Annotated in this window: 18 protein-coding genes; 4 read left to right on the top strand and 14 right to left on the bottom strand. The window is 73.1% G+C overall.

Annotated elements, in window-relative coordinates; all coding sequences use genetic code 11:
• The first annotated feature begins 124 nt into the window (after positions 1-124).
• Both A4A78_RS15015 and A4A78_RS15010 read left to right on the top strand, forming a co-directional pair.
• Positions 125-1,021, top strand: a complete 897-nt coding sequence (locus A4A78_RS15015; RefSeq protein ID WP_062950660.1) for a DUF3097 domain-containing protein — start codon at positions 125-127, stop codon at positions 1,019-1,021.
• A gap of 203 nt (positions 1,022-1,224) precedes the next feature.
• On the top strand, positions 1,225-2,148 hold the full coding sequence (locus A4A78_RS15010; protein WP_062950659.1) for a DUF4870 domain-containing protein: 924 nt from the start codon (positions 1,225-1,227) through the stop codon (positions 2,146-2,148).
• Between the two features lie 218 nt (positions 2,149-2,366).
• Here the strand turns inward: A4A78_RS15010 and A4A78_RS15005 are convergent, their stop codons facing one another.
• The 7 genes from A4A78_RS15005 to A4A78_RS14975 all read right to left on the bottom strand — a co-directional run bounded on the left by A4A78_RS15005 (position 2,367) and on the right by A4A78_RS14975 (position 9,904).
• Positions 2,367-2,657 carry an iron chaperone gene (locus A4A78_RS15005; RefSeq protein ID WP_197466696.1) on the bottom strand — a complete coding sequence of 97 codons (291 nt, stop codon included), beginning with the start codon at positions 2,655-2,657 and terminating at the stop codon, positions 2,367-2,369.
• Positions 2,658-2,683: 26 nt separating this feature from the next.
• Positions 2,684-3,841 carry a radical SAM family heme chaperone HemW gene (gene hemW, locus A4A78_RS15000; protein WP_062950656.1) on the bottom strand — a complete coding sequence of 386 codons (1,158 nt, stop codon included), beginning with the start codon at positions 3,839-3,841 and terminating at the stop codon, positions 2,684-2,686.
• Positions 3,838-4,623: an MOSC domain-containing protein gene (locus A4A78_RS14995; protein ID WP_062950654.1), complete on the bottom strand. Its 786-nt coding sequence runs from the start codon at positions 4,621-4,623 to the stop codon at positions 3,838-3,840. The genes hemW and A4A78_RS14995 overlap by 4 nt, the downstream gene beginning before the upstream one ends.
• A complete protein-coding gene (gene lepA, locus A4A78_RS14990; RefSeq protein ID WP_062950652.1) occupies positions 4,620-6,503 on the bottom strand; it encodes a translation elongation factor 4 in 1,884 nt (627 codons plus the stop codon). Before lepA ends, A4A78_RS14995 begins: the two co-directional genes overlap by 4 nt.
• A gap of 175 nt (positions 6,504-6,678) precedes the next feature.
• Entirely contained in the window at positions 6,679-7,341 is a 663-nt protein-coding gene (locus A4A78_RS14985; protein ID WP_369816767.1) for a M23 family metallopeptidase, read from the bottom strand.
• Positions 7,342-7,359: 18 nt separating this feature from the next.
• Positions 7,360-8,277, bottom strand: a complete 918-nt coding sequence (locus A4A78_RS14980; protein ID WP_082835370.1) for an alpha-E domain-containing protein — start codon at positions 8,275-8,277, stop codon at positions 7,360-7,362.
• Positions 8,264-9,904 (bottom strand): circularly permuted type 2 ATP-grasp protein, encoded by a 1,641-nt coding sequence (locus A4A78_RS14975; RefSeq protein WP_062950651.1) that lies wholly within the window; start codon positions 9,902-9,904, stop codon positions 8,264-8,266. Before A4A78_RS14975 ends, A4A78_RS14980 begins: the two co-directional genes overlap by 14 nt.
• Positions 9,905-9,966: 62 nt before the next feature.
• On the opposite strand from A4A78_RS14975, the gene A4A78_RS14970 reads away from it, so the two are divergent.
• Positions 9,967-10,602, top strand: a complete 636-nt coding sequence (locus A4A78_RS14970) for a type II toxin-antitoxin system PemK/MazF family toxin (protein WP_062950650.1) — start codon at positions 9,967-9,969, stop codon at positions 10,600-10,602.
• 362 nt (positions 10,603-10,964) lie between these two features.
• Positions 10,965-11,231, top strand: coding sequence for a 30S ribosomal protein S20 (gene rpsT, locus A4A78_RS14965; RefSeq protein ID WP_062950649.1), 267 nt, complete (start codon positions 10,965-10,967; stop codon positions 11,229-11,231).
• Positions 11,232-11,316: 85 nt separating this feature from the next.
• On the opposite strand, the gene holA is transcribed toward rpsT, so the two are convergent.
• From holA to A4A78_RS14930, 7 genes are all read right to left on the bottom strand, one after another.
• A complete protein-coding gene (holA, locus tag A4A78_RS14960; protein ID WP_062950647.1) occupies positions 11,317-12,303 on the bottom strand; it encodes a DNA polymerase III subunit delta in 987 nt (328 codons plus the stop codon).
• A 65-nt stretch (positions 12,304-12,368) separates the two neighbouring features.
• Positions 12,369-14,735, bottom strand: coding sequence for a ComEC/Rec2 family competence protein (locus A4A78_RS14955; protein ID WP_062950645.1), 2,367 nt, complete (start codon positions 14,733-14,735; stop codon positions 12,369-12,371).
• Positions 14,736-14,763: 28 nt separating this feature from the next.
• Positions 14,764-15,651 (bottom strand): ComEA family DNA-binding protein, encoded by an 888-nt coding sequence (locus tag A4A78_RS14950; RefSeq protein ID WP_062950643.1) that lies wholly within the window; start codon positions 15,649-15,651, stop codon positions 14,764-14,766.
• A 102-nt stretch (positions 15,652-15,753) separates the two neighbouring features.
• Positions 15,754-16,467 (bottom strand): vitamin K epoxide reductase family protein, encoded by a 714-nt coding sequence (locus tag A4A78_RS14945; protein ID WP_062950641.1) that lies wholly within the window; start codon positions 16,465-16,467, stop codon positions 15,754-15,756.
• Between the two features lie 37 nt (positions 16,468-16,504).
• Positions 16,505-17,497, bottom strand: coding sequence for an NAD(P)-dependent oxidoreductase (locus tag A4A78_RS14940; protein WP_062950639.1), 993 nt, complete (start codon positions 17,495-17,497; stop codon positions 16,505-16,507).
• A complete protein-coding gene (locus A4A78_RS14935; RefSeq protein ID WP_062950638.1) occupies positions 17,494-20,163 on the bottom strand; it encodes an alpha/beta fold hydrolase in 2,670 nt (889 codons plus the stop codon). The genes A4A78_RS14940 and A4A78_RS14935 overlap by 4 nt, the downstream gene beginning before the upstream one ends.
• Complete coding sequence (locus tag A4A78_RS14930; RefSeq protein WP_010551714.1) at positions 20,157-21,188, bottom strand: 3-oxoacyl-ACP synthase III; 1,032 nt, start codon at positions 21,186-21,188, stop codon at positions 20,157-20,159. The genes A4A78_RS14935 and A4A78_RS14930 overlap by 7 nt, the downstream gene beginning before the upstream one ends.
• Between the last annotated feature and the right edge of the window lie 107 nt (positions 21,189-21,295).

Genomic DNA, 21,295 nt, shown 5'->3' with positions numbered 1-21,295 from the left:
GCGGTCCGGCACCGGGGCGTCCCGGCGCCCGGGTCTCCCTGGACATTGGCACTCTCCCATGCCAAGTGCCAATCGTACGCGTACGCGGCGTGCTTCGCAGGGAGGCGTTCGCCACGGGACTACAGTGTCCGCCGTGTCCACCCCGCCTGCTCGCTTCCCCGACCGGTACGGCGCCGATGTGCTCTCCTCCGGTCCGCCCGCCCATCACCGCCGCCGCCCCGTCGGCCGCGAGGTCCCCGCGCAGCGCGACCTCGTCGTCGAGGAGGCCTCGACCGGCTTCACCGGCGCGATCACGCGCGTGGAGAAGACGGCCGGGGAGCTGATCGTCGAGCTGGAGGACGGCCGCGGCCGACGCCGCACCTTCCCGCTCGGGCCGGGCTTCATGATCGACGGGCAGCCCGTCGTTCTCACCCGCCCGCAGGCGGCGCAGAAGGCGCCGGTCCGCAAGCGCTCCGCCTCCGGCTCGGTGTATGTCGAGGGGGCGAAGGCGCGCACCGCACGTGCGTCGCGGATCTGGGTCGAGGGCACCCATGACGCGGAGCTGGTGCAGAAGGTGTGGGGCCACGACCTGCGGATCGAGGGCATCGTCGTCGAGCAGCTCGAGGGCGCCGACAACCTCGCAGAGCGCGTGCGCGAGTTCGGCCCCTCCCCCGGCCGCCGGCTCGGGATCCTGGTGGACCACCTGGTGAAGGGGTCGAAGGAGTCCCGCATCGCGGCCGAGGTGATGGCCCTGCCGGGCGCCCGCGGGAACGTCACCGTGCTCGGCCACCCGTATGTCGACGTGTGGCAGGCCGTGAAGCCCGCGCGAGTGGGGCTGAAGGAGTGGCCGCACATCCCCAGGGGGACGGACATCAAGGTCGGCTCCCTCGCCGCGCTCGGCTGGCCCCACGAGGACAAGGCCGACATCGGCCTGGGCTGGAAGCGGATCCTCTCCACGGTCCGCTCCTACGCCGATGTCGAGCCGACGCTCTCGGGGCGCATCGAGGAGCTCATCGACTTCGTCACCGTCGACCAGGGCTGACCGAGCCGCGGCACGGGATGGGGAGGCGAGCCGTCGATGCGCCTCTCGGCGCGGCCGACGGCGACTCTCGGGAGTCCACCAGGGGGATATCCCCCAGCGGATGCGGCGGACCGCCGCGCTGACCGCGGGGTCTCCGGCTCGTTAGGGTGAACCCGTCACCCGAGACGACGGCCCCCGCGCCGACCGAGACGAAGAAGGATCCCATGAGCCAGACTCCGCATCCGCACGACCCGTACGGCACCGAGCCCGGCACCCCCGCCTCCGACTCGCTGCCCGAGCAGCCTGCCGCGCGCCCGGCCTCGGACCACCTCGACATCGACACCCCTGCCGCCCCCGCGCCGCAGGAGCAGGGCAGCGCGACCTCGGACCCGTCAGAGCATCCCTACGATCCGTTCGCGCAGTCCGCTCCCAGCGCGCAGCCGGCCCCCGCCGCGCAGCATGATCCCTTCGCGCAGCAGGACCCCTACGCGCAGCCGGGCTCCGCTCAGCAGGCGGATCCCTACGGGCAGTCCGCGAGCTCGGCCGCTCCGGCCGCAGCGCCGGCCTCCCCCTACGGGGCGCCCTCGCCGTCCCAGCCCTCCGCGCAACAGGCCCACGCCCAGCAGCCGTACGGGCAGCACCATGCTCCGCACGCCCAGCAGCACGCTCCCTACGCCGCCCACGGACAGACCTCAGCCGGAGGAACCATGAACCCCGACCAGGCCCCCGCCCACGTCAAGGGCGTCTTCGACGGCCCGCTGATCGGCCAGCCCACCACCGAGTCCGACACGAAGCTGTGGGCGATGTTCGCGCAGCTCTCGGCGATCGTCGGCTACGTGATCGGCGCCGGCTTCCTCGGCTGGCTCGGCCCGCTGATCATCTTCCTGGTCTACAAGGACCGCAACCGCTTCGTCCGCTACAACGCGGCGGAGGCGCTGAACGCGGCGATCGCGACGCTGATCGCGGAGATCGTGCTGGGCATCGTCTTCGGGATCATCACGATCATCACCCTCGGCTTCGGCTCCGTGCTCTTCGCCCTCATCGGCGTCCCGGCGCTGGTGCACATCATCTTCGCCATCATCGGCGCGGTGAAGGCCAACCAGGGCGAGTGGTGGAACTACCCCGTCAACATCCGCCTCGTGAAGTGATCCGCGTCCGCAGCAGCTGAGTCACGGCCGACGGCCGGACGCTGGAGCCCCCGGGAGTCGCTCCCGGGGGCTCCTGCATGTCGCGGCGCGGGCGACCGACCTCGCGCACCACAACCGGATGCCGCGCGCCGGAACTGGATACCGCGCGCCCGGGCCGGACGCCGTGGGCCAGGACTCGACACCGCGCACCGGGTCCTGCCGCACGGCGCCGCGGCCCGTCACATCCAGTTCACGCCGTCCTGCTCGAACTCGGCCAGACGGTGACGGGCCATGCGGCGCAGCAGATCCTCGAGGACCGGCGCGTCGTAGGGGAGCTTCACGCTGCCCTTGCCGGTCTCGAGCCCCTCGAGCTCCGCGGCGAAGGCCTCCTTCGCGCTCGGGGTGACGGTGAAGTTCGCGTGCGCCTTGTGGGCGCTGATGACGAGCAGGATCGTGCCGCGGGGGTGGACGAAGGCGGGGCTGCCCCCATCGATCGCCTCGGTCGCCTCGGACTCGACGGGCTCGGTCATCGAGATCGTTCCGCGGCCGACGGGTCTCAGGGCACGAGGTCGCGGATCACCGCGTCGGCGAGCAGACGCCCTTCCCTGGTGAGGACCGCGCGGCCTGCGGCGAGGGCGTCGGGATCGAGGTGGCCCCGATCGCGGTGCACCTCGAGCATCGAGCGGTTCTGCTCGGGCACGACGTCGACGGCGAGGCCGTCGGCGATCCGCAGCTCGAGCATGATGCGCTCGACGAGCCGGTCCTCGGCGGCGACCTGCTCGCGGTCCGCGACGGGCAGTTCGCCCGAGGCGAGCATGCGCGCGTAGCGGCTGGGATGCTTCACGTTCCAGGAGCGCAGGCCGTCGCGGTGGCGGTGGGCGCCGGGTCCGATCCCCCACCAGTCCCCGCCCTTCCAGTAGGCGAGGTTGTGGCGGGAGCGGTGCTCGGGGGTGCGGGCGAAGTTGGAGACCTCGTACCAGGTCAGGCGCGCCTCGCGCGTGAGGTCGTCGACGAGCTCGTACTTGTCGGCCATGTCGTCGGGGTCGGGCGCCTCGATCTCGCCGCGGCGCAGCTGCCGGGCCATGGCGGTGTTGCCCTCGATGATCAGCGAGTAGGCGGAGAGGTGGTCGACCTCGCAGGCCAGGGCCGCGCGCACGGAGGTCTCGACGTCGGCGACGGTCTCCCCCGGCGTGCCGTAGATGAGGTCCAGGCTCACCTGCAGCCCGGCGTCCTTCGCCCACTGGACCACCTGCGGCACCCGTTCGGGGTCATGGGTGCGGTCCAGGGTCGCGAGCACCGACGGGACCGCGGACTGCATGCCGATCGAGACGCGGGTGATCCCGCCGTCGGCGAGGCGCGAGAGCGAGGCGCGGGTGACCGAGTCGGGGTTCGCCTCGGTGGTGACCTCGGCGTCGTCCGCGAGCGGGATCAGCGAGCGGAGGTGGTCGAGCATCCGCACGAGGTCGTCGGCGGGCAGAAGGGTGGGGGTCCCGCCGCCGAAGAAGACGGTGGAGATCTCCTCGTACTCGTACCCGGCCGCGCGGTCCGCCGCGAGGGTCAGGTCCATCTCGGCCATCGCGTTGTCCGAGTACTCGGCCTGGGACCCGCCGCCGCCCAGCTCGGCGTTCGTGTAGGTGTTGAAGTCGCAGTACCCGCAGCGCACGGCGCAGAACGGAACGTGGATGTAGGCGGAGAGGTCCTTCACGGCCGTCACAGCCCGAGACCGAGACCGAGGCCCCGTCCGGTGGAGCGCAGCCGCTCCGGGAAGTCCTCGCGCTCGCCCGCTCTGGCGAGCGTCTTCTGCGCGGCGCCGACGAGGGTCTCGTACAGCACGGTGCCGCTCGCCTCCGCCCAGTCGAGCAGGGCGCGGGCCTGCGCGGCGTCCAGTCCCCGGAAGGCGTCGGCGATCGTCACGCCGTGGTCCGGCCGCTCGAGCACCTCGATCGCGTCGCCGGCGCGCACCTCGCCCTCGACGAGCACGCGGAAATAGGCGCCGGCCCGGCCCTGGTCGGTGAAGGCGCGGCCCCAGCGGCGGTCCCCCATCCAGGCGGCGAAGGTGCCGCAGGGGTTGCGGGGGCAGGTCGCCTCGAGCTCTGCGCCGCCGATCCGCCAGCGCTCCCCGATCACCGTGCGGTCGGTGTCCTGGCCGACGGTGGCGAGGTTCTCGCCGAAGAACCCGTCGGGCAACTCGTGGCCGAGCGCGGAGGCGTAGGCCTCGCGCACCTCCCGAGAGTAGGCGTAGACGGCCTTGAAGATCCCGCCGTGGTGCTCACGGTCGCCCTGCACGTCGCCGAGCACGCCGTGGGTGAGGAGCGTGACGGAGCCGCCCGCCGGGCGCTTGTCGATCCCGCTCATGAGGGAGCGCTCGCGCACCTCGAAGAGCTGGGCGACCGTGCACACCGCCCCGAGCCGGCCGCCGCCGGGTTCGAAGGCGACCTCGAGCGGGTCGAGGCGGCGCGGGGCTGTCTCGGGCAGCGGGCCGGGCGCGGTGCTCACTTCTTCTTCTTCTCGTCCTTCGAGGGCTCGGAGGCGTCGGAGGAGAGCGCGGCGATGAAGGCCTCCTGCGGCACCTCGACGGAGCCGATGTTCTTCATGCGCTTCTTGCCCTCCTTCTGCTTCTCCAGCAGCTTGCGCTTGCGGGAGATGTCGCCGCCGTAGCACTTGGACAGCACGTCCTTGCGCATGGCGCGGATGTTCTCGCGGGCGATGATGCGCGAGCCGATCGCGGCCTGGATCGGAACCTCGAACTGCTGGCGGGGGATGAGGTTCTTGAGCTTGCCGGACATGTCCACGCCGTAGGAGTAGGCCTTGTCGCGGTGCACGATCGCGCTGAACGCGTCGACCGGCTCGCCCTGCAGGAGGATGTCGACCTTCACCAGGTCCGCGGTCTGCTCGCCGGAGACGTCGTAGTCCAGCGAGGCGTAGCCGCGGGTCTTGGACTTCAGCTGGTCGAAGAAGTCGAAGACGATCTCGGCCAGCGGCAGGGTGTAGCGCAGCTCGACGCGGTCCTCGCTGAGGTAGTCCATGCCGCCGAGGGTGCCGCGCTTGGACTGGCACAGCTCCATGACCGCGCCGATGAACTCGCTGGGCACGAGGATCGTCGCCGAGGCGACGGGCTCGCTGATCTGGTTCACCTTCCCCTCGGGGAAGTCGGAGGGGTTCAGCACCTCGATCTCTGTGCCGTCCTCCATCACGACCTGGTAGACCACGGAGGGGGCGGTGGAGATGAGGTCGAGGTCGAACTCGCGCTCGAGTCGCTCGCGGATGATCTCCAGGTGAAGCAGGCCCAGGAAGCCGACGCGGAAGCCGAAGCCGAGGGCGGTGGAGGTCTCCGGCTCGTAGACCAGAGCGGCGTCGTTGAGCTTGAGCTTGTCCAGCGCATCGCGCAGCACGGGATAGTCGGAGCCGTCGATCGGGAACAGGCCCGAGTAGACCATCGGCTTGGGATCGGCGTAGCCGGCCAGCGGATCGGTCGCGCCGCGCACCGAGGTGGTGATCGTGTCGCCCACCTTGGACTGGCGCACGTCCTTCACGCCGGTGATGAGATAGCCGACCTCGCCGGCGCCGATGCCCTGGGTGGGGTGCGGCTCCGGGGAGCTCACGCCGATCTCGAGCAGCTCGTGGTGGGCGCCGGTGGACATCATGTCGATCCGGTCGCGGGCCTTGAGGAAGCCGTCGACGACGCGCACGTAGGTGACGACGCCGCGGTAGGTGTCGTAGACGGAGTCGAAGATCATCGCGCGGCAGGGGGCGTCGACCTGCCCCTCGGGGGCGGGCAGGGTGCGCACCACGTGGTCGAGCAGCTCGGGCACGCCCACGCCGGTCTTCCCGGACACGCGCAGCACGTCCTCGGGGTCCACGCCGACGAGCTGGCCGATCTCGGCCGCGTACTTCTCGGGCTCGGCGCCGGGCAGGTCGATCTTGTTCAGCACCGGGATGATGGTGAGGTCGTGCTCCATCGCGAGGTACAGGTTCGCGAGCGTCTGCGCCTCGATGCCCTGCGCGGCGTCGACCAGCAGGATCGCCCCCTCGCAGGCGGCAAGGGAGCGGGAGACCTCGTAGGTGAAGTCCACGTGCCCGGGGGTGTCGATCATGTTCAGGGCGTAATTGACGCCGTCGACCTGCCAGGGCATGCGCACGGCCTGGGACTTCACGGTGATGCCGCGCTCGCGCTCGATGTCCATCCGGTCGAGGTACTGGGCGCGCATGGCGCGCTCCTCGACGATCCCGGTGATCTGCAGCATCCGGTCGGCCAGCGTCGACTTGCCGTGGTCGATGTGGGCGATGATGCAGAAGTTGCGGAGCCGCTCCTGGGGCGTCGACGCGGGAGCGATGTCCCGTGCCTCATCGGCAGCGATCCTCGGGGTCACCGGCATTCGTCCTCTCGTCGATGGTGTGCCGGGCGCGCATGCGCCGGGCATCGGTCCATGGTCTCATGTGCCGCGCGCGCCTCGGTGTCCCGGGGACGGCCGATGGGCCGACGTCACAGCGAGGCCGACGGGATCACCCGGCCGGGCGCCCGTCCCGGAGGAGGGCACCGGGCCGGGACGGTCACCGCCCGTCGGCCTCCCCCGCGCCCGCCAGGCGCTGACCAGCCCGCGGCACACCGCCGGGGAAGGTGAGGGGCAGCGCCGCGGCCGTGCGGGGGTCGAGGCCGTCCATCGCCTGCAGATGCACGTGCGGCTCCATGCTGTTACCCGAGTTCCCGCACCGGGCGAGCACCTCCCCCGCCGCGACCCGCTGTCCGATACCCACGGCGATGCTGCCCTGCTGCAGATGGCACAGGACGACGAACGCCGCCCGGCCGCCGCGGGCGACCTCGAGGACGACGTGGTTCCCGGCGAGTCCCTGCCAGCCCCGGCGCAGGCGACGCCGCTGCGTGAGCGCGTAGAGCACCGACGGCAGACCGCGATGGGCGCGATGGTCGGCTTCCCCATCGTGGACGTGCCGGACGGTCCCGTCGGCCGGGGCCAGCACCTCCAGGCCGAAGCCCGCGAAGCGCTCCGGCGGCTCGGGCAGCAGGAACGACATCGGCGCGTACGGCGCCGTCCGGCCCCGGTCGTCGAGGGGCACCAGGTCGATCGCGTACGACGAGGCGCCCAGCGTCGTCCCGTGGCTGGGGACGTGGTCCGCCGGGCTGTTGCGCACCAGCGCCGCCCCGCGCAGCGGGCTCACGAGCCCCAGCGGGCCCCTCGCCCCTCTCGCCGCGCTCACCCCTGCTCCGCGGCGGGCTCAGGCGGCGGGGTGGAAGTAGGTGGTGCCCAGCGATCTCGTGACGGCGCCGGTGACGCGCTGGAGCTGCTCCATCTCGTCCTCGAAGTCCTCGGTGATGTCCTCGAGCTGGCGGAAGCGCAGGCTCGCGAGCGCGCGGCCGACGATCCTGCGGCCCGGCTCGGCGGTGCCGAGGCGGTCGAAGCTATTGCCGTGGAGCTTGGCGAGGGTCTCGAGCGCCTCGTCGATCTCGCTGAGGCAGTACGCGGCCGAGCGCGGGAAGATCGAGTCCAGCAGCAGGAACTCGATCGCGCCGGAGACGCGCACGCGGCCGCGATACGAACGGATGTACGCCTCGTGCGCGCTGCAGGAGCGCAGCAGCAGCACGGTCGCCGCGTCGGAGGTGTCGGAGAGGTCGTGGGCCTGGAGATTGCGGGCGAGCATGTCGACCCGCTCCAGCAGCTGGCCCACGCGCAGGAACAGCCACGCCTCGTCACGCGTCATCGACGCGTCCAGCAGGCCGTTGACCATGGCGCAGCGGTCCTTGGCGAACTGGAAGGCGCCGTGCATGCGAGAGGGCCGCACGCCGCGCGGCATGCCGAGGGTGGCGCTGTTCAGCGACTCCCACACCTCCGTGGACAGCGCCTCGCGCACACCCCGGGCGTTCTCCCGCGCGGCCTGGAGGGCGCCGGCGACGGAGGAGGGGTTCGCCCGGTCGGTGACCAGGCGCTCCAGCACCCGCTGCACCGTCAGGTCCTCGGCCGGCACGTCGGTGACGCCGAAGATCCCGTACACGCCCGCGCAGGAGTCGACGGGGTCGAGGGAGGCGTCCTCGGTGATCGACTGGAGCGACACGCCCAGGATGCGCGCGGTCTGGTCGGCCCGCTCCACGTAGCGGCCGATCCAGAACATCGCGTCGGCGATCCTACTGAGCATCATGGCGGTCCTCCTCCTCGTCGTCGGCCTCGATGATCGGGATGGCGGAGGTGACCGGGTCCGGCTCGACCTCCCGCTCCTCGCCGTGCTCCTCGCGGGGGTCGTCGAACTGGTCGCGCGTGTCGTCCGTCGGGTCCTCGATCCCCTCCTCGTCCTGGTCGGCGAGACCCGAGGCGGCGGCGCCGGGGCGGCCGGCGGCGAGCACCCAGGTGTCCTTCGAGCCGCCGCCGCGGGAGGAGTTCACGATCATCTCCCCGCGCGGCAAGGCGACGCGGGTGAGCCCGCCGGGCAGCACCCACACGTCGTCCCCGCTGTTCAGGGCGAAGGGGCGCAGATCCACATGGCGGGGCTCGGGCCCCTCCTCCACGAGGGTGGGGATGGTGGAGAGCTGGACGACGGGCTGAGCGATCCAGCCGCGAGGATCGGCGCGCAGCCGCCTCCGCAGCGCGTCGAGCTCCTCCCGCGTGGCGGAGGGGCCGATGACGATGCCCTTGCCGCCGGAGCCGTCCACGGGCTTGACCACGAGCTCCTCGAGCCGGTCGAGCACCTCGACGAGGGAGCCGGGCTCCTCGAGCCGCCAGGTGTCGACGTTGGGGAGGATCGGCTCCTCGGAGAGGTAGTAGCGGATCAGGTCCGGGACGTAGGTGTAGGTCAGCTTGTCGTCGGCGATGCCGTTGCCGATGGCGTTGGCGACCACGACGTTGCCGGCGAGGACGGAGCGGACCAGGCCCGGCACGCCCAGCATCGAGTCGGGGCGGAACACCTCGGGGTCGAGGAAGTCGTCGTCGGTGCGCTTGTAGATCACGTCCACGCGGCGCAGACCCGCGGTGGTGCGCATGTAGATGCGATCGCCCCGCTCGACGAGGTCCGAGGCCTCCACGAGGTCGACGCCCATCGTGCGGGCGACCAGCGAGTGCTCGAAGTAGGCGCTGTTGTAGCGGCCGGGGGTCAGCACCACCACGGTCGCCTCCTCGCCGGCGGTGTCCGGGGCGGCGGCCTGCAGCGCGGCCAGCAGCCGGCCGGGATACTCGCCGACGCGGCGCACGGGCCGGTCCGCGAACAGCTCGGGGAAGCCCTGCGCCATGGCGCGGCGGTTCGAGAGCACGTAGCTGACGCCGCTGGGGGTGCGGACGTTGTCCTCGAGCACCCGGAAGCCGCCGTCCCCGCCGCGGACCAGGTCGATGCCGGAGACGTGGATGCGCACCCCGTTCGCCGGCCGGTAGCCGCGCACCGCGTCGACCACGTAGGTCGAGGAGGTGACGAGCTCCTCGGGGATCACGCCGTCGGCGATCGCGCGGCGGTCGGAGTAGAGGTCGTCGAGGAAGGCCTCGAGGGCGCGGACGCGCTGGGAGACGCCGGAGGAGACCCGGGCCCATTCGTCGGCGTCGATCACCCGCGGGATCGCGTCGATCGGGAAGGGGCGCTCCTCCCCCGCGTAGTCGAAGGTGATGCCTTGGTCGAGATAGCTGCGGGCGAGGGACTCGGAGCGGGAGCGGAACTCCTCCGGGCCCAGCCCGGCCAGCGCGTCGTGCAGCGCCCGATAGGTGGGGCGCACGGTGCCGTCGGCGGCGAACATCTCGTCACCGTCCGCTCCGGTGCGGGCGCTGCGGAACAGCGAGGTGTCAGACATGCCTACCATTCTCACACCGACCTCCATCCCCTCGTGGGCGCTCCGCCCAGGAAGCGAGAACCATGTCGCTGCTCTCCCGGCTCGGCTCCGTCGCCCGCTCCCTCGCCCGCAACCCCTCCGTGCGCCGCGGCGCACGGGACCTCGGACGCGCCGCGATCCGTTCGGTGCAGGAGCAGCGCGGCAGGTCCGGGCAGGGCTCCAGGCAGCACGACAGCGCTCGTCCCGAGTCCGATGGTCGCGGCCAGGCCTCCGACGGCGCGCTCGCCGACCGCCGCCACGGCGTCCCGCTCGAGCTGGTCTACGCCCCGCGGGACGACGACCGTCCCGATCCGGGAGAGGTCGTGTGGGCGTGGGTCCATTACGAGGAGGACCTCTCCCAGGGCAAGGACCGTCCGGTGCTCGTGATCGCCGAGGAGGACGCCTCCGCCGGCGGGGCCGACGGGACGGGCACCGCGCTGGTGGCCCTGATGCTCACCTCCCGCGACCGCACCGAACCCGGCGCGACCCGCACCGATGAGCACGGCGCGACCTGGGTGGACATCGGCGCCGGCGACTGGGACCGGCAGGGCCGCCCCTCGGAGGTCAGGGCGGACCGCCTGCTGCGCCTGGCCCCGGGGTCGGTGCGACGCGAGGGTGCGCGGCTGGACCGCGAGCGCTACGACCGGGTCGCGGAGGCGGTGCGCGCCGTCGCGCTGTGAGCGGCCGCCTCGCCGCCGGAGGTCACGCGGGCTCTGCCCTCCCGGTGCGCGGCCTGCGCGGGCGCCGAGAAGCAGTTTGGGGCGCGCGTCACGGATCGGGAGACACGGCGCACATGAGCACCGGCCCGGGGACTGCCCTCTGTTAGCATCTCTCCTTGTATGTGTGACATACCGTTCGGTGTGCGCAGGGGTGTCCTCCCGAAGTGTCTCAGGGGACGGGCGGTTCGTGCGACCCGGGCGAGTACCCGTGGCAGCGACTCCGGGACCGACGTCTCCAGGCGAATCCCCACCGCCGTCCCCGTCGGCTCCGTTCCTCGGCAGTCCGGGATGATCCACCTCAGCAACACTGGAGAAGAGTCTTCGTGGCAAACATCAAGTCCCAGATCAAGCGCAACAAGACGAACGAGAAGGCTCGTCTGCGCAACCGCGCCGTCAAGTCCGAGCTCAAGACCTACACCCGCAAGGTGAAGGCCGCTGTCTCGACCGGCGATGCCGACGTGGCGAACGAGGCGCTGAAGTCCGCTTCGCGCAAGCTCGACAAGGCCGTGTCCAAGGGCGTCATCCACAAGAACCAGGCCGCGAACCGCAAGTCCGGTCTCGCCAAGCTGGTCGCCGGCGTCGCCAAGTGATCATCGGTCCCTGAGGACCCCGCCCCTCCGGGGCATGAGGAGCCCGGTGCGCAGCGATGCGCACCGGGCTCCTTCATGCCCGGGATCAGCGGGCGCGGCGGGCCCGGCAGATCCCCATCACCATGCGCTGCACCGACCACTGCGGGTCGCGGCCGGCGCCCTTGACCTCATGGTCCGCGCGGGCCACTGCCTCGATCGCCCGGGCCAGGGAGCGGTCGTTCCAGCTCTTCGCCTCCCGGGAGAGGTTGCGCAGCATCCAGTCGGGCATGCCGAGGCTGCGCGGGGTCGCGCCCGGTGCGGACACCTTCGCCAGCGAGCGGACCTTCGAGGCGATCGCGGCGACGATCGGGACGGGGTCGGCGCCGGCGAGCTGCGCCTGCTGGAGCAGCTGCAGCGCGTCCTGCTCCTTGCCCGCGATCGCGGCGTCCGCGACGGCGAAGGCGGTGGACTCCACACGGCCGGAGGTCAGCGCGCGCACCTCCGCGACGGTCACCTGGGCGGGCTGCTCGCCCGGGTCGGGGGTGGTGTCCTCGATCAGCTGGCGACTGATCGCCGCGAGCTCGGCGAGGTCGGTGCCGAAGGCGTCGACGAGGGCGACCAGAGCGTCGGGCTGGATGCGACGGCGGGCACGGGCGAACTCCGCGGCGACGAAGGCCTGCTTGTCCGCGGCGCGCTTGACGGGGCTCGCGTCCACGCGCGGCACTCCCGCCTTCTTCAGGGCGTCCAGGAGCTTCTTCCCGCGATTGCCGCCGCGGTGGACGAGCACGAGGGTGACGTCCTGCTCGGGAGCCTTCACGTAGGCGAGCAGCTCGAGGACGAGGGAGTCCGGGGCGGACTGCAGCTCGGGAACGACCACCAGGCGCGGCTCGCCGAACAAGGAGGGGCTCGCGACCTGGGCCAGGGCGCCGGGGCCGAGGGCCTCGCCGGAGAGGTCGTGGACCTCCACGGAGGGATCGGTTTCCTTGGCCAGGGCGCGCAGGCGCTGCACGGCTCGGTCGGCGATCAGACCCTCCGTGCCGTGGACGAGCACGATCGGTGCGAGGGCGACGCTGTGCCACTCGACATCGCTCACGGGAGCTCCTCACTGCTCAGGGGGACTGCACGATCCTAGCGGTCCGGGCCGACGCCCCGGTGCCGCTACCGCGCTGGCGCGACGCTCCGCGGCGCGGCGTCCTCGCCCGTGGGGAGCACGACGGTGCCGTGGACGTCGGTGCGCAGCACCTGGGCGCCGGTGCCGCGGACGAGGTCCAGCAGCTCGTCGGTGGGATGACCGAAGGTGTTCTCCCGCCCCACCGGGACCAGCGCCAGGTCGGGGTCGAGCTGCTCGTAGAGCGGGGCGTGCTGGAAGCGGGAGCCGTGGTGGGCGACCTTGACGATGTCCGCCGGGCCCGGCTCGGTCGCGGCGAGCTGCTCCTGCGCGGCGGGTTCGAGGTCGCCGAGGGTGACCAGGCGGGTCCCGTCGGCCCAGTGCACCTCGAGCGCGATCGAGCAGTCATTCGCGGCGTCCCCCTCTCCCGATCCCTGCTCGGCGGCGCTGGCCCGTTCGGCGGCCTCGGCCGAGTCGGGCCACAGCACCGTCAGGGCGAGGCCGTCCTGCTCCCAGCCGGTGCCGGTGGTCGCGACCTCGGCGGGCGCTCCCGGGACGACGTCGGCCGCGGCGGCCGGCAGCGGGCAGACCCATTGCTGCGCCGGGGTGCGCGCCCCGGTCAGGGCGTCCCTCCCGCCGGTGTGGTCGGCGTGCGGGTGGGTGAGGACCAGCAGGTCGATATCCGGCACCTGCAGCAGGTCGAGGCAGGCGTCCAGCGCTGCGGGGTCGGGGCCGGTGTCCACCAGGACCGTCGGCCCGTCCCGGTCGGAGCCGGCGGGGCGCAGCAGCAGCGCGTCGCCCTGGCCGACCGCGCACAGGGCGAGGCTCCAGCCGGGGGTGCTGCGCACCGGCAGCATCCGCCCGATGCCGGGGGCGAGTGCGATGACGAGCACCACCGCAGTGGCCCAGCGGACGGCGGGACGGCGCCTCCCCGCGACGGCGAGGCCGGCGATCAGGAGCACGGCGATCGCGCCGAGCACGCCCGTGGTCCCGTCGGGCACGGCGATGCGGGAGCCGGGCAGGGCGTCGGCGGTGCGGGCGATCAGGAGCACCAGATGGGCCCCTCCAGCGGCGATCCCGTACAGCACCGCGGCCCCACCGGGCCAGATGACCCCGAGCACGAGCGCGAGGAGGCCCAGCACCGTGGAGGGGCCGACGAGCGGTCCGACGAGCATGTTCACGGGCACGGCCCAGACGGAGACCTCAGGGGTCAGCAGGATCAGCACGGGCGTACAGGCGGCCTGGGCGACGAGCGGCACGGCGAGCACGAGCGCAGCCGTCCGGCCGAGCCGTCCGCCGCTCATCTGCTCGAGCGCGCGGGCGAGCGGCGGTGCCGCGAGCAGGATCGCCGCGGTCGCGAGGGCGGAGAGCAGGAAGCCGATCGAGGCGGCGGTGACGGGGTCGAGCACGGACCACAGCGCGACGGTGAGAGCGAGCGCGGCGACCGGGGAGGCGCGCACGCCGGCGAACCGTGCGGCGAGCAGTGGTGCGGCCATGGTCGCGGCGCGCTGCACGCTCGGCTCGTCGCCGACCAGCCACACGTACCCCGCGACCACGGCGGCGGCGATCAGCAGGCGGGGACGGCGGCGCACCCCGGCCAGCAGCAGCGGACCGAGCACAGCGGCGAGGACGAGGGCGATGTTCGCTCCGCTGACGGCGACCAGATGCGAGATCCCGGCGCGGCGCATGATCTCCTCGGTCTGCTCCCCCATGCCGCTGGTGTCCCCGGTGGTCATGCCGCGCACGAGCGCGGCCTCGTCCGGAGGGAGATGAGCGGTGGCGTCGCGGGCGATCTGCCGCAGACGGTGCCGAGCCTCCTGGCCCGGCCCGACACCGCCCGACGCCTCCTGCGCGGGACCGACCTCCGTGGCGCGCAGGACTAGGAGCGAGGCATCGCCCGAGACCCGTCCCCGCACATGGACGGGCTCCCCGTCGCGGATCCGTGCGAGTGCCTCCGCGGCCTCGCCGTCGGCGCGCACGAGCACCGGCACGGCGGCGGTGAGCTGCTCCTGCGCCCGCCCGATCCGTGCCGGACCCGGCTCGGTGCGGGCCATCATCTGCAGGCCGGTGCGGGACCATTCCGGGCCGCCGCTCGGCGGTGCGGGGTCGGACCCCGCGATCACGGTGAGCTCGACGACGAGCCCGTCGGCAGCGGCCTCGCCGAGCGCGTCGGCGGTGCCGTCGTGACGGTGCAGCGCCGGGATCAGGAGCAGTCCGGCGAGGAGCACCAGTGCGAGGTGGGCGAGGATGGTGCGCGCGCCGCGGGCGGGCCCGAGCAGGGTGAGAGCGGTCAGGGCGAGTGAGACGATCACGGCCCCGGCGGCGATCGCGGCGGCGCCGCCGGCGGTCACGCCGAGCACCGCGAGCGCCCAGACGCAGGTCGCGCCGGGCAGCAGGCGCAGATCCGCGCGGGTCATGTCCGCTCCTCGCTCCGGGGAGGCGCGCTCACACCGTCGCCCTGTCGCGCATCTTCTCGAGGGTGGCGGGGCCGATCCCGGAGACCTCTTCGAGCTGGTCGACGCTCTCGAAGGGCCCGTTCTGCTCACGGTGGTCCACGATGCGCTGCGCGATCGCGGGGCCGACGCCGGGCAGCTCGTCGAGCTCGGCGGCGCTCGCCGTGTTCAGGTCGATCAGGCCGCCGTCCGCGCCCCTGCCGCCCGCCGACCCTTCGCCGGCACCGGCGTCGCCCGCGGGCGGAGCGTCCGCGGCGGGCGCCGGGGCGGAGTTGGCAGGCGGCTCCTCCCCCGGGACGGGCACGTGGATCTGCTCGCCGTCGACGACGGGGCGGGCGAGGTTCACGGCGTCGAGCTCCGCCTCCCCGGTCGCGCCGCCGGCGGCGCGCAGCGCGTCATCGACCCGGGCACCGGGCGGGAGGCGGACCACGCCGGGCGAGACGACGGCGCCGGAGACATGGACGACGAGCTCGGCGGGAGCGGACGAGGCGGTGGCGGCGGGGCCCCCCGAGGACTCGGCTCCGTCCCCGGTCGTCCCGTCGCCTCCATCGGCGTCGCCGTCGTCGTCGGCGCCCTCGGCCCCGTCCGATCCCTCGCCGTCGGCGCCGCCCTCCGGGCCGGCAGTCCCGCCCTCCGCGACCGTCACCCCGGCAGGCTCCTCCTGCGGGATCGCCGATCCGGTGCCGGAGAGGTGGATGACCCCGGCGCCGATCAGCACCAGCACCGCGATGCCGATCAGCGCGGAGGCCGGCGGGGCGGGGAAGGGCAGTCGACGTCGCGGCCGTTCGGCGGTGTGGTCGCGTCGGCGGATCAGCGGCTGCCCGGTGCGGCGATGCCGCGCCGCGGTGCCTCGCTCCTCGGTCCCTGGTGGTGCTCCCATGCCCGCGAACCTAGGCGCGCGGAGCGGGCGCCGTCCGAGCCCGCTGCCGCCCTGGGGACGGCGGAGCGCTGTGGAGGAACGGTCAGGTCCCCCGGACCGTGATCAGTCGAGGCCGAGCACGACCAGCCACTGCCGCCAGAACGCGGCGGCGATCACGATGATCACCAGCAGGTACCACAGCACGGTCAGCAGCCCCCAGCGGCGCAGCAGTCCTGCGAGCGGGGCGGGCAGGCGCAGATCGCCGTGCTCGATCGTGCGGGCCAGGGTCGCGAAGAACATCGGTGCGGTGACGGTCCAGATGACCATGCACCAGGGGCACAGCGCACGGATCACGAAGATCGCGGAGATCGCGAGGAAGTGGATGTAGCCGAAGGCGAAGGTCATCCCGCCCAGCCATGCCCAGCGGAACCAGGTGGGCAGCTGCGTGCCGGAGACCATCAGCGCACCGGCCGCGGCCATGATCGCGAAGCCGGCGAGCCCGATCGCCATGTTCGGGATGCCCAGCGCCGAGGACTGCCAGGTCATCATCACGTTGCCGCACGAGATGAAGGGGTTCACGTCGCAGCCGAGGCTCGCCCCGGGGTTCGCGAGCAGGAACTCCTTGCCGACCTGCAGCTCGAGGGAGGCGATCCAGCCGATGATCCCGCCCAGCAGCAGCACCAGGCCGGCGAGGCGGCTGCTCGCCCGCGGGCGGGAGGCCCGTTCGGCCGCGAGCTCGGCGTCGATCTCGGCGCGCAGCGCGGCGTCGTCGGCCGGGGCGTGCTCCGGCGTGGAGGCCGCCCCGGTGGCGGATGGGTCGGTGTTCTTCTCGCTCATGGGCTCGGCTTCCGTGCGATGTGACGGGCTGGAGGATTCAGACGACGGGATGCGCGCGGAACCACTCCGCGAGGCGGGCGTTGCCCTCGTCCATGCTCACGCGCGGCGTCCACTGCAGCATCTCGCGGGTGCGGCGCTGGTCGAACCAGTGCGCGGTGGACATCTGCTCGGCGAGGAACTCGGTCATCGGCGGTTCGTCATGGCCCGGGCGCTTCTCCCACACCCGCTCGATGAGCCGTCCGGCGAGGCGGGCCACGCTGCCGGGGACGCGCAGGGTCGGGGCGGGCACCCCCGCGGCCTCGCACCAGCCGGCGAAGACGTCGCGGACGGTCCGCGGCTCGCCGTTGGAGATCACGAAGCTCTGCCCGTGCACGTCCGCGATCCGATCGTGCGCGGCGACGATCGCGTCCGCGGCGTTGGTGACGTAGGTGGTGTCGATCAGGGCCATGCCCTCGTCCAGCAGCGGCAGACGGCCGCTCGCGGCGCGGTCGACGATCCGGCCGACGAGCTGGGTGTCCCCGGGCCCCCACACGATGTGGGGACGGATCGAGGTCACGGAGATCCCGTCGTTCCCGTCGGCGTCCATCGCGAGCAGCTCGGCGGCCGCCTTGGTGCGGGCGTAGGGGCCGCGGGCGCGCTCCGGATCGGCGGGGGTCGCGTCCAGGCCCACGATCGCGCGGCCCAGGTGCGCGGCCGAGGGTGTGGAGACGTTCACGAGGGTGCCGCCGCCGTTCGCGCGCAGCGCGTCGAGCACGTTCCCGGTGCCGCCGATGTTGATCGCCCGGTACTCGCTCTCGGGGCCGGAGATCGACACCTTCGCCGCGAGGTGGACGACCGCGTCCGCGCCCTGCACGGCGCGGCGCACGTCGTCGGCCTCGGTGAGGGAGCCCAGCACGTCCTCGACGCCGTCGATCCCCGCGGGGCGGCGCTGGAAGGCGCGCACCGTGGCGCCGCGGTCGCGCAGGGCGGTCGCGACGGCACCGCCGAGCATGCCGGAGGCGCCGGTGACCAGGACGGTCGGGGCGCTCACAGGGCCTCCGCCCGCTCGCCCCGCAGGGTCTGCTCGGACCAGCGCGACAGCGCCGCACGGTCGATCTTCGAGTTGTGGCGGATGTCGGTGGGCAGCGCCCGGGTCTCGAACACGGCGACGACCTCGACGCCGGCGCGCTCGCGCACGGCACGGCGAACGGCCTCGGCGAGGGAGGGGGCGGCGGGCCTCGGGCGGGCCGCCTTCCCGGGCCGGTAGCCGTCCTCGGTCTCGAGGATCACGACGACCTGCTGCGTGCCGCGGGGGCCGACGACGGCGGCGCCGGCGCGGCGCACGGTCGGGACCGCCTCGGCGGCCTCCTCGACCTGGACGGGGGTGAACAGTCCGTCGGCGGTGGCCAGGACGTGCGCGGCACGGCCCTCGACCCACAGGCGTCCCGCCTCGTCGAGGTGGCCGACGTCGCCGGTGGCGTGCCAGCCCTCGAAGCGCATCGAGGTGTGCGTGGTGCCCCAGAGCATGAGGTAGCGGTCGCGCACGTGCGGGGCGCGCACGAGGATCTCGCCGGTCACGCCGGCCTCCTCGGTGATCTCGCCGGTGGTGCGGCCCCCCTCGTCCATCACCGCGACGGCGATCTGCACGCGCGGGACGGGGGTGCCGACGCAGACGCCGGAGCCGGGGCCCGCCGCCTCGATGCCCTCGAGGTCGATCGCGGCGACGGCCAGGCACTCGGTCATGCCGTAGGGGGTCAGCGCCTTCGCCTCCGGCATGATCTCCGCCAGCCCTTGCAGCAGGTGCGCGGGGATCGGGGCGCCGGCGGAGAAGAAGCTCGCGGCGCCGGCCATCGCGGCGCGACCGGCCTCGTCGAGCTCGCCGGCGGTGTCCAGGATGTTCCGCAGCGCGGCGGGGGCGGTGAACACGGCGGGGCGGCCGAGCGCGCCGATCGCGGCGGCCAGCGCCGGGGCGGTGAGCTCGCCGGGACGGGTGATGTCCATGTCCGGCACCACCGTCGGCGCGCCGAGGGCGGGGCCCAGCAGCGCGAAGGTCGCGAAGCCGGCCACCAGGCCCCGCTCGGGGGCGAGGTCGAGGGTGTCGCCGACGGCGGCGAACATGGCGCTGAGCTGGCGGTGCGTCATGACGGCGCCCTTGGCGGGGCCGGTCGAGCCGGAGGTGAACAGCACCGCCGCGTCGGAGTCGGGGTCCGGGTGGGCCACGTCCAGCGGGGCGCCGAGCTCGCGCTGGAGGGCGCCGGAGCGGGCGAGCTCCGCGATCGAGGTCTCCACGCCGAGGGCGGCGCGGTCCACGGTGGGCAGCTGCTCGACGCTGATCCGTCGGCCGGGCCAGCCCATCGCGCGGGCGCCGACGAGCGCCTTCGGGATGCCGATCAGCCAGTCGATGTGGGAGCCGATCACGGCGCGGGTCAGGCCCTGGGTGCCGAGGCCCGCGTCGGCGACGACGGCCACCGCACCGATCCGGAAGCAGGCGTAGAGCACGCCGGTGAGGTCGGCGCCGGGGGTGATCAGCAGGCTGACCCGGTCGCCGGGGCGGACGCCGTGGCCGAGCAGGCCCGCGGCGATGTCCTCGACGCGGCGGTGCAGCAGCGACCAGGAGATCTCCCGCGTGCCGCCGTCCTCCTCGGCGCCGAGCTCGACCACGGCCGGCCGGTGGGCGTGGAGCGGATCCGCGGCCAGGCGCGCGATCGGCGCGCCGATCGGGGCGGCGGGCACCTGCTCGGCGGCGTAGGCGGAGACGGGGCGCCGGGCGGGGGCCTCGGTGCGGGGCGTGCCTGCGGCGGAGAAGGTCGCCTCGAGCCACTGGGCGACGAGCCCGGCGACGTCGGCGTCCTCCCACACCAGGTGGGAGGCGCCCTCGAAGCGGTGCACGTCCGCGTGCGGGACGCGCTGGATCAGGTCGCGCAGGAAGCGGTCCGAGAAGGTGATGTCGCGCGGGCCCCAGGCGAAGAGCGTGGGGACCTGGAGGTGGGTGAGCCCCTCGGCGACCCGGTCGAGGGTGGCGCGGGAGGGGTGGTCCGCGGCGGCGGGGATGTCGGCGACGAACTGGTCGATGCCGCGGCGGCGCGAGCGGGAGCGGTAGGGCGCGAGATAGGCGTCCTGGATCTCCTTGGGCAGCGACGGCTTCGACAGCGACAGGGTGGTGCGCAGGAAGGCGTCGGTCAGCGAGGTCGAGGCGGTGCGGAAGCCGGGGGTGGTCGCGAGCTGCAGCGCCTTCGGGAGCGCCTCCTCGATCCGCTGGTGCACGCCGGTGTTGGTGAGGATCATGCCGACCACGTCGTGGCGGTTGTCCAGCGCCCAGCCGGTCGAGATCAGCCCGCCCCAGTCGTGGCCGACGGTGACGACCGGCCCGTGCAGGGACAGCGCGTCGGTCAGCAGCGAGAGGTCGGTGATGCGGTCCTGGTAGCGGCGGGTCACGCCGGTCCGCTCGGAGTAGCCCATCTCGAGCTGGTCCACGGCGATGAGCCGCCAGGGGATGTCCTCGCGCACCAGGGAGCGGAACAGGAAGGACCAGGTGGGGTTGCCGTGGACGGCGAGCAGGGTGCCGCGCGGGGTGATGCCGCGCTCGGCGAGCCAGGGGCCGGAGTCCAGCAGGTGCCACTGCCGCAGCTCGCCGGTGTGGTCGCGGACCTGCTCGGTGCGGTGCAGCACCGGGTCCAGGCCCGGCACGTCGGGGATCTCGGGGGTGCTCTTCACCACTGGACCTCCATCATCGCCGTGTTCAGTCCGGAGCCGACGCCCATCAGCAGCACCCGCTGGCCGCGTTCGATGTCGTCCTGGATGTGAGCGAGGGTCATCGGGACCGCCTCCGCGGCGATGTTCCCCCAGTCCGGGAAGGTGACGGGGATGCGCTCCATCCCCACCCCGGTGATCTTCGAGAAGTTGCGGGTGTAGACCATCGAGACCTGGTGCGGGATGACGTAGTCGACGCCCTTGAAGTCGAGCCCGGAGGCGTTGGCGGCCTTCCAGGTGTCCACGATCAGGTTGATGCCGTTCTCGAGCAGGCCGTTGGAGTCCGTCCGCATGTCCTCCATGTTCGCCACGCACAGCTCGTGGTGCTCGGTGCCCGAGCGCGCCTGGGTGACCTTCAGCCGGTGACCCTCAGGGTGCTCGTCGGCCGGGCCCAGCACGGCGGCCGCGGCGCCGGAGCCGAGGGTGAGCGAGGCGAACTGGTTGTTGAAATCGGCGCGGGTCGAGCCCTTGGTGTTCAGGCGCTCGATCGTGCCGCGCTGGACGTCCTCGACGTCCTCCGCGCCCACGATCAGCGCATACTTCACCTGGCCGGAGTCGATCATGCCGGCGGCCATGGTCATCGCGTTGACGAAGCCGAGGCAGGCGTTGGTGATGTCGAAGTTCATGCAGGCCGCCGGCAGGCCGAGCGAGTGATGGATGCCCGTGGAGACCGCGGGCTCGAGGTGACGGCGGGAGACGGAGGCGTTGATCAGCAGGCCCACCTGGTCGCGCATGATCCCGGCCTTGGCCATCGCGCGCTCGGCGGCGAGCACGACGCCCTGCTTCCAGCCGTTCTCGCGGTCGCGCCACCACTTGCGCTCGTAGACGCCGGCGACGCGCTGGAGCACGCCCTTGGGCAGGCGCAGCCGCTTGCGGGCCGGGGCCAGCATCTCGTCGATCTCGTCCGAGGTCACCGTCACCTGCGGCAGAGTCCCCTCGACCGCCAGCAGGCTCGTGTTCGAGTGGACGATCCCTGTGTTGCCGTTCCCCATCTGCCTGCGCTACCTCGTCGTTCGATCAGTTCGTGTGCTTGTCGTCGATGCATGGCGGCCGCGCGGAGCCCGGCACATGCGTGCGCCATCCTCCCACCGGAGCCTGG

This window comes from Brachybacterium sp. sponge (genome assembly GCF_001613775.1).
GTDB lineage: Bacteria > Actinomycetota > Actinomycetes > Actinomycetales > Dermabacteraceae > Brachybacterium > Brachybacterium conglomeratum.
Note: the sequence above shows the minus strand (reverse complement) of the source record. Positions and strands in the feature narration are given on the sequence as shown.

Excerpts from the sequence above, each read along its gene's own strand:
- A4A78_RS14955 (WP_062950645.1), bottom strand. The coding sequence starts at position 14,735 with ATGACCCGCGCGGATCTGCGCCTGCTGCCCGGCGCGACCTGCGTCTGG.
- A4A78_RS15005 (WP_197466696.1), bottom strand. The coding sequence starts at position 2,657 with ATGACCGAGCCCGTCGAGTCCGAGGCGACCGAGGCGATCGATGGGGGC.
- A4A78_RS14950 (WP_062950643.1), bottom strand. The coding sequence starts at position 15,651 with ATGGGAGCACCACCAGGGACCGAGGAGCGAGGCACCGCGGCGCGGCAT.
- A4A78_RS14945 (WP_062950641.1), bottom strand. The coding sequence starts at position 16,467 with ATGAGCGAGAAGAACACCGACCCATCCGCCACCGGGGCGGCCTCCACG.
- A4A78_RS14975 (WP_062950651.1), bottom strand. The coding sequence starts at position 9,904 with ATGTCTGACACCTCGCTGTTCCGCAGCGCCCGCACCGGAGCGGACGGT.
- A4A78_RS15010 (WP_062950659.1), top strand. The coding sequence starts at position 1,225 with ATGAGCCAGACTCCGCATCCGCACGACCCGTACGGCACCGAGCCCGGC.
- lepA (WP_062950652.1), bottom strand. The coding sequence starts at position 6,503 with ATGCCGGTGACCCCGAGGATCGCTGCCGATGAGGCACGGGACATCGCT.
- A4A78_RS14970 (WP_062950650.1), top strand. The coding sequence starts at position 9,967 with ATGTCGCTGCTCTCCCGGCTCGGCTCCGTCGCCCGCTCCCTCGCCCGC.
- A4A78_RS14930 (WP_010551714.1), bottom strand. The coding sequence starts at position 21,188 with ATGGGGAACGGCAACACAGGGATCGTCCACTCGAACACGAGCCTGCTG.
- A4A78_RS14980 (WP_082835370.1), bottom strand. The coding sequence starts at position 8,277 with ATGATGCTCAGTAGGATCGCCGACGCGATGTTCTGGATCGGCCGCTAC.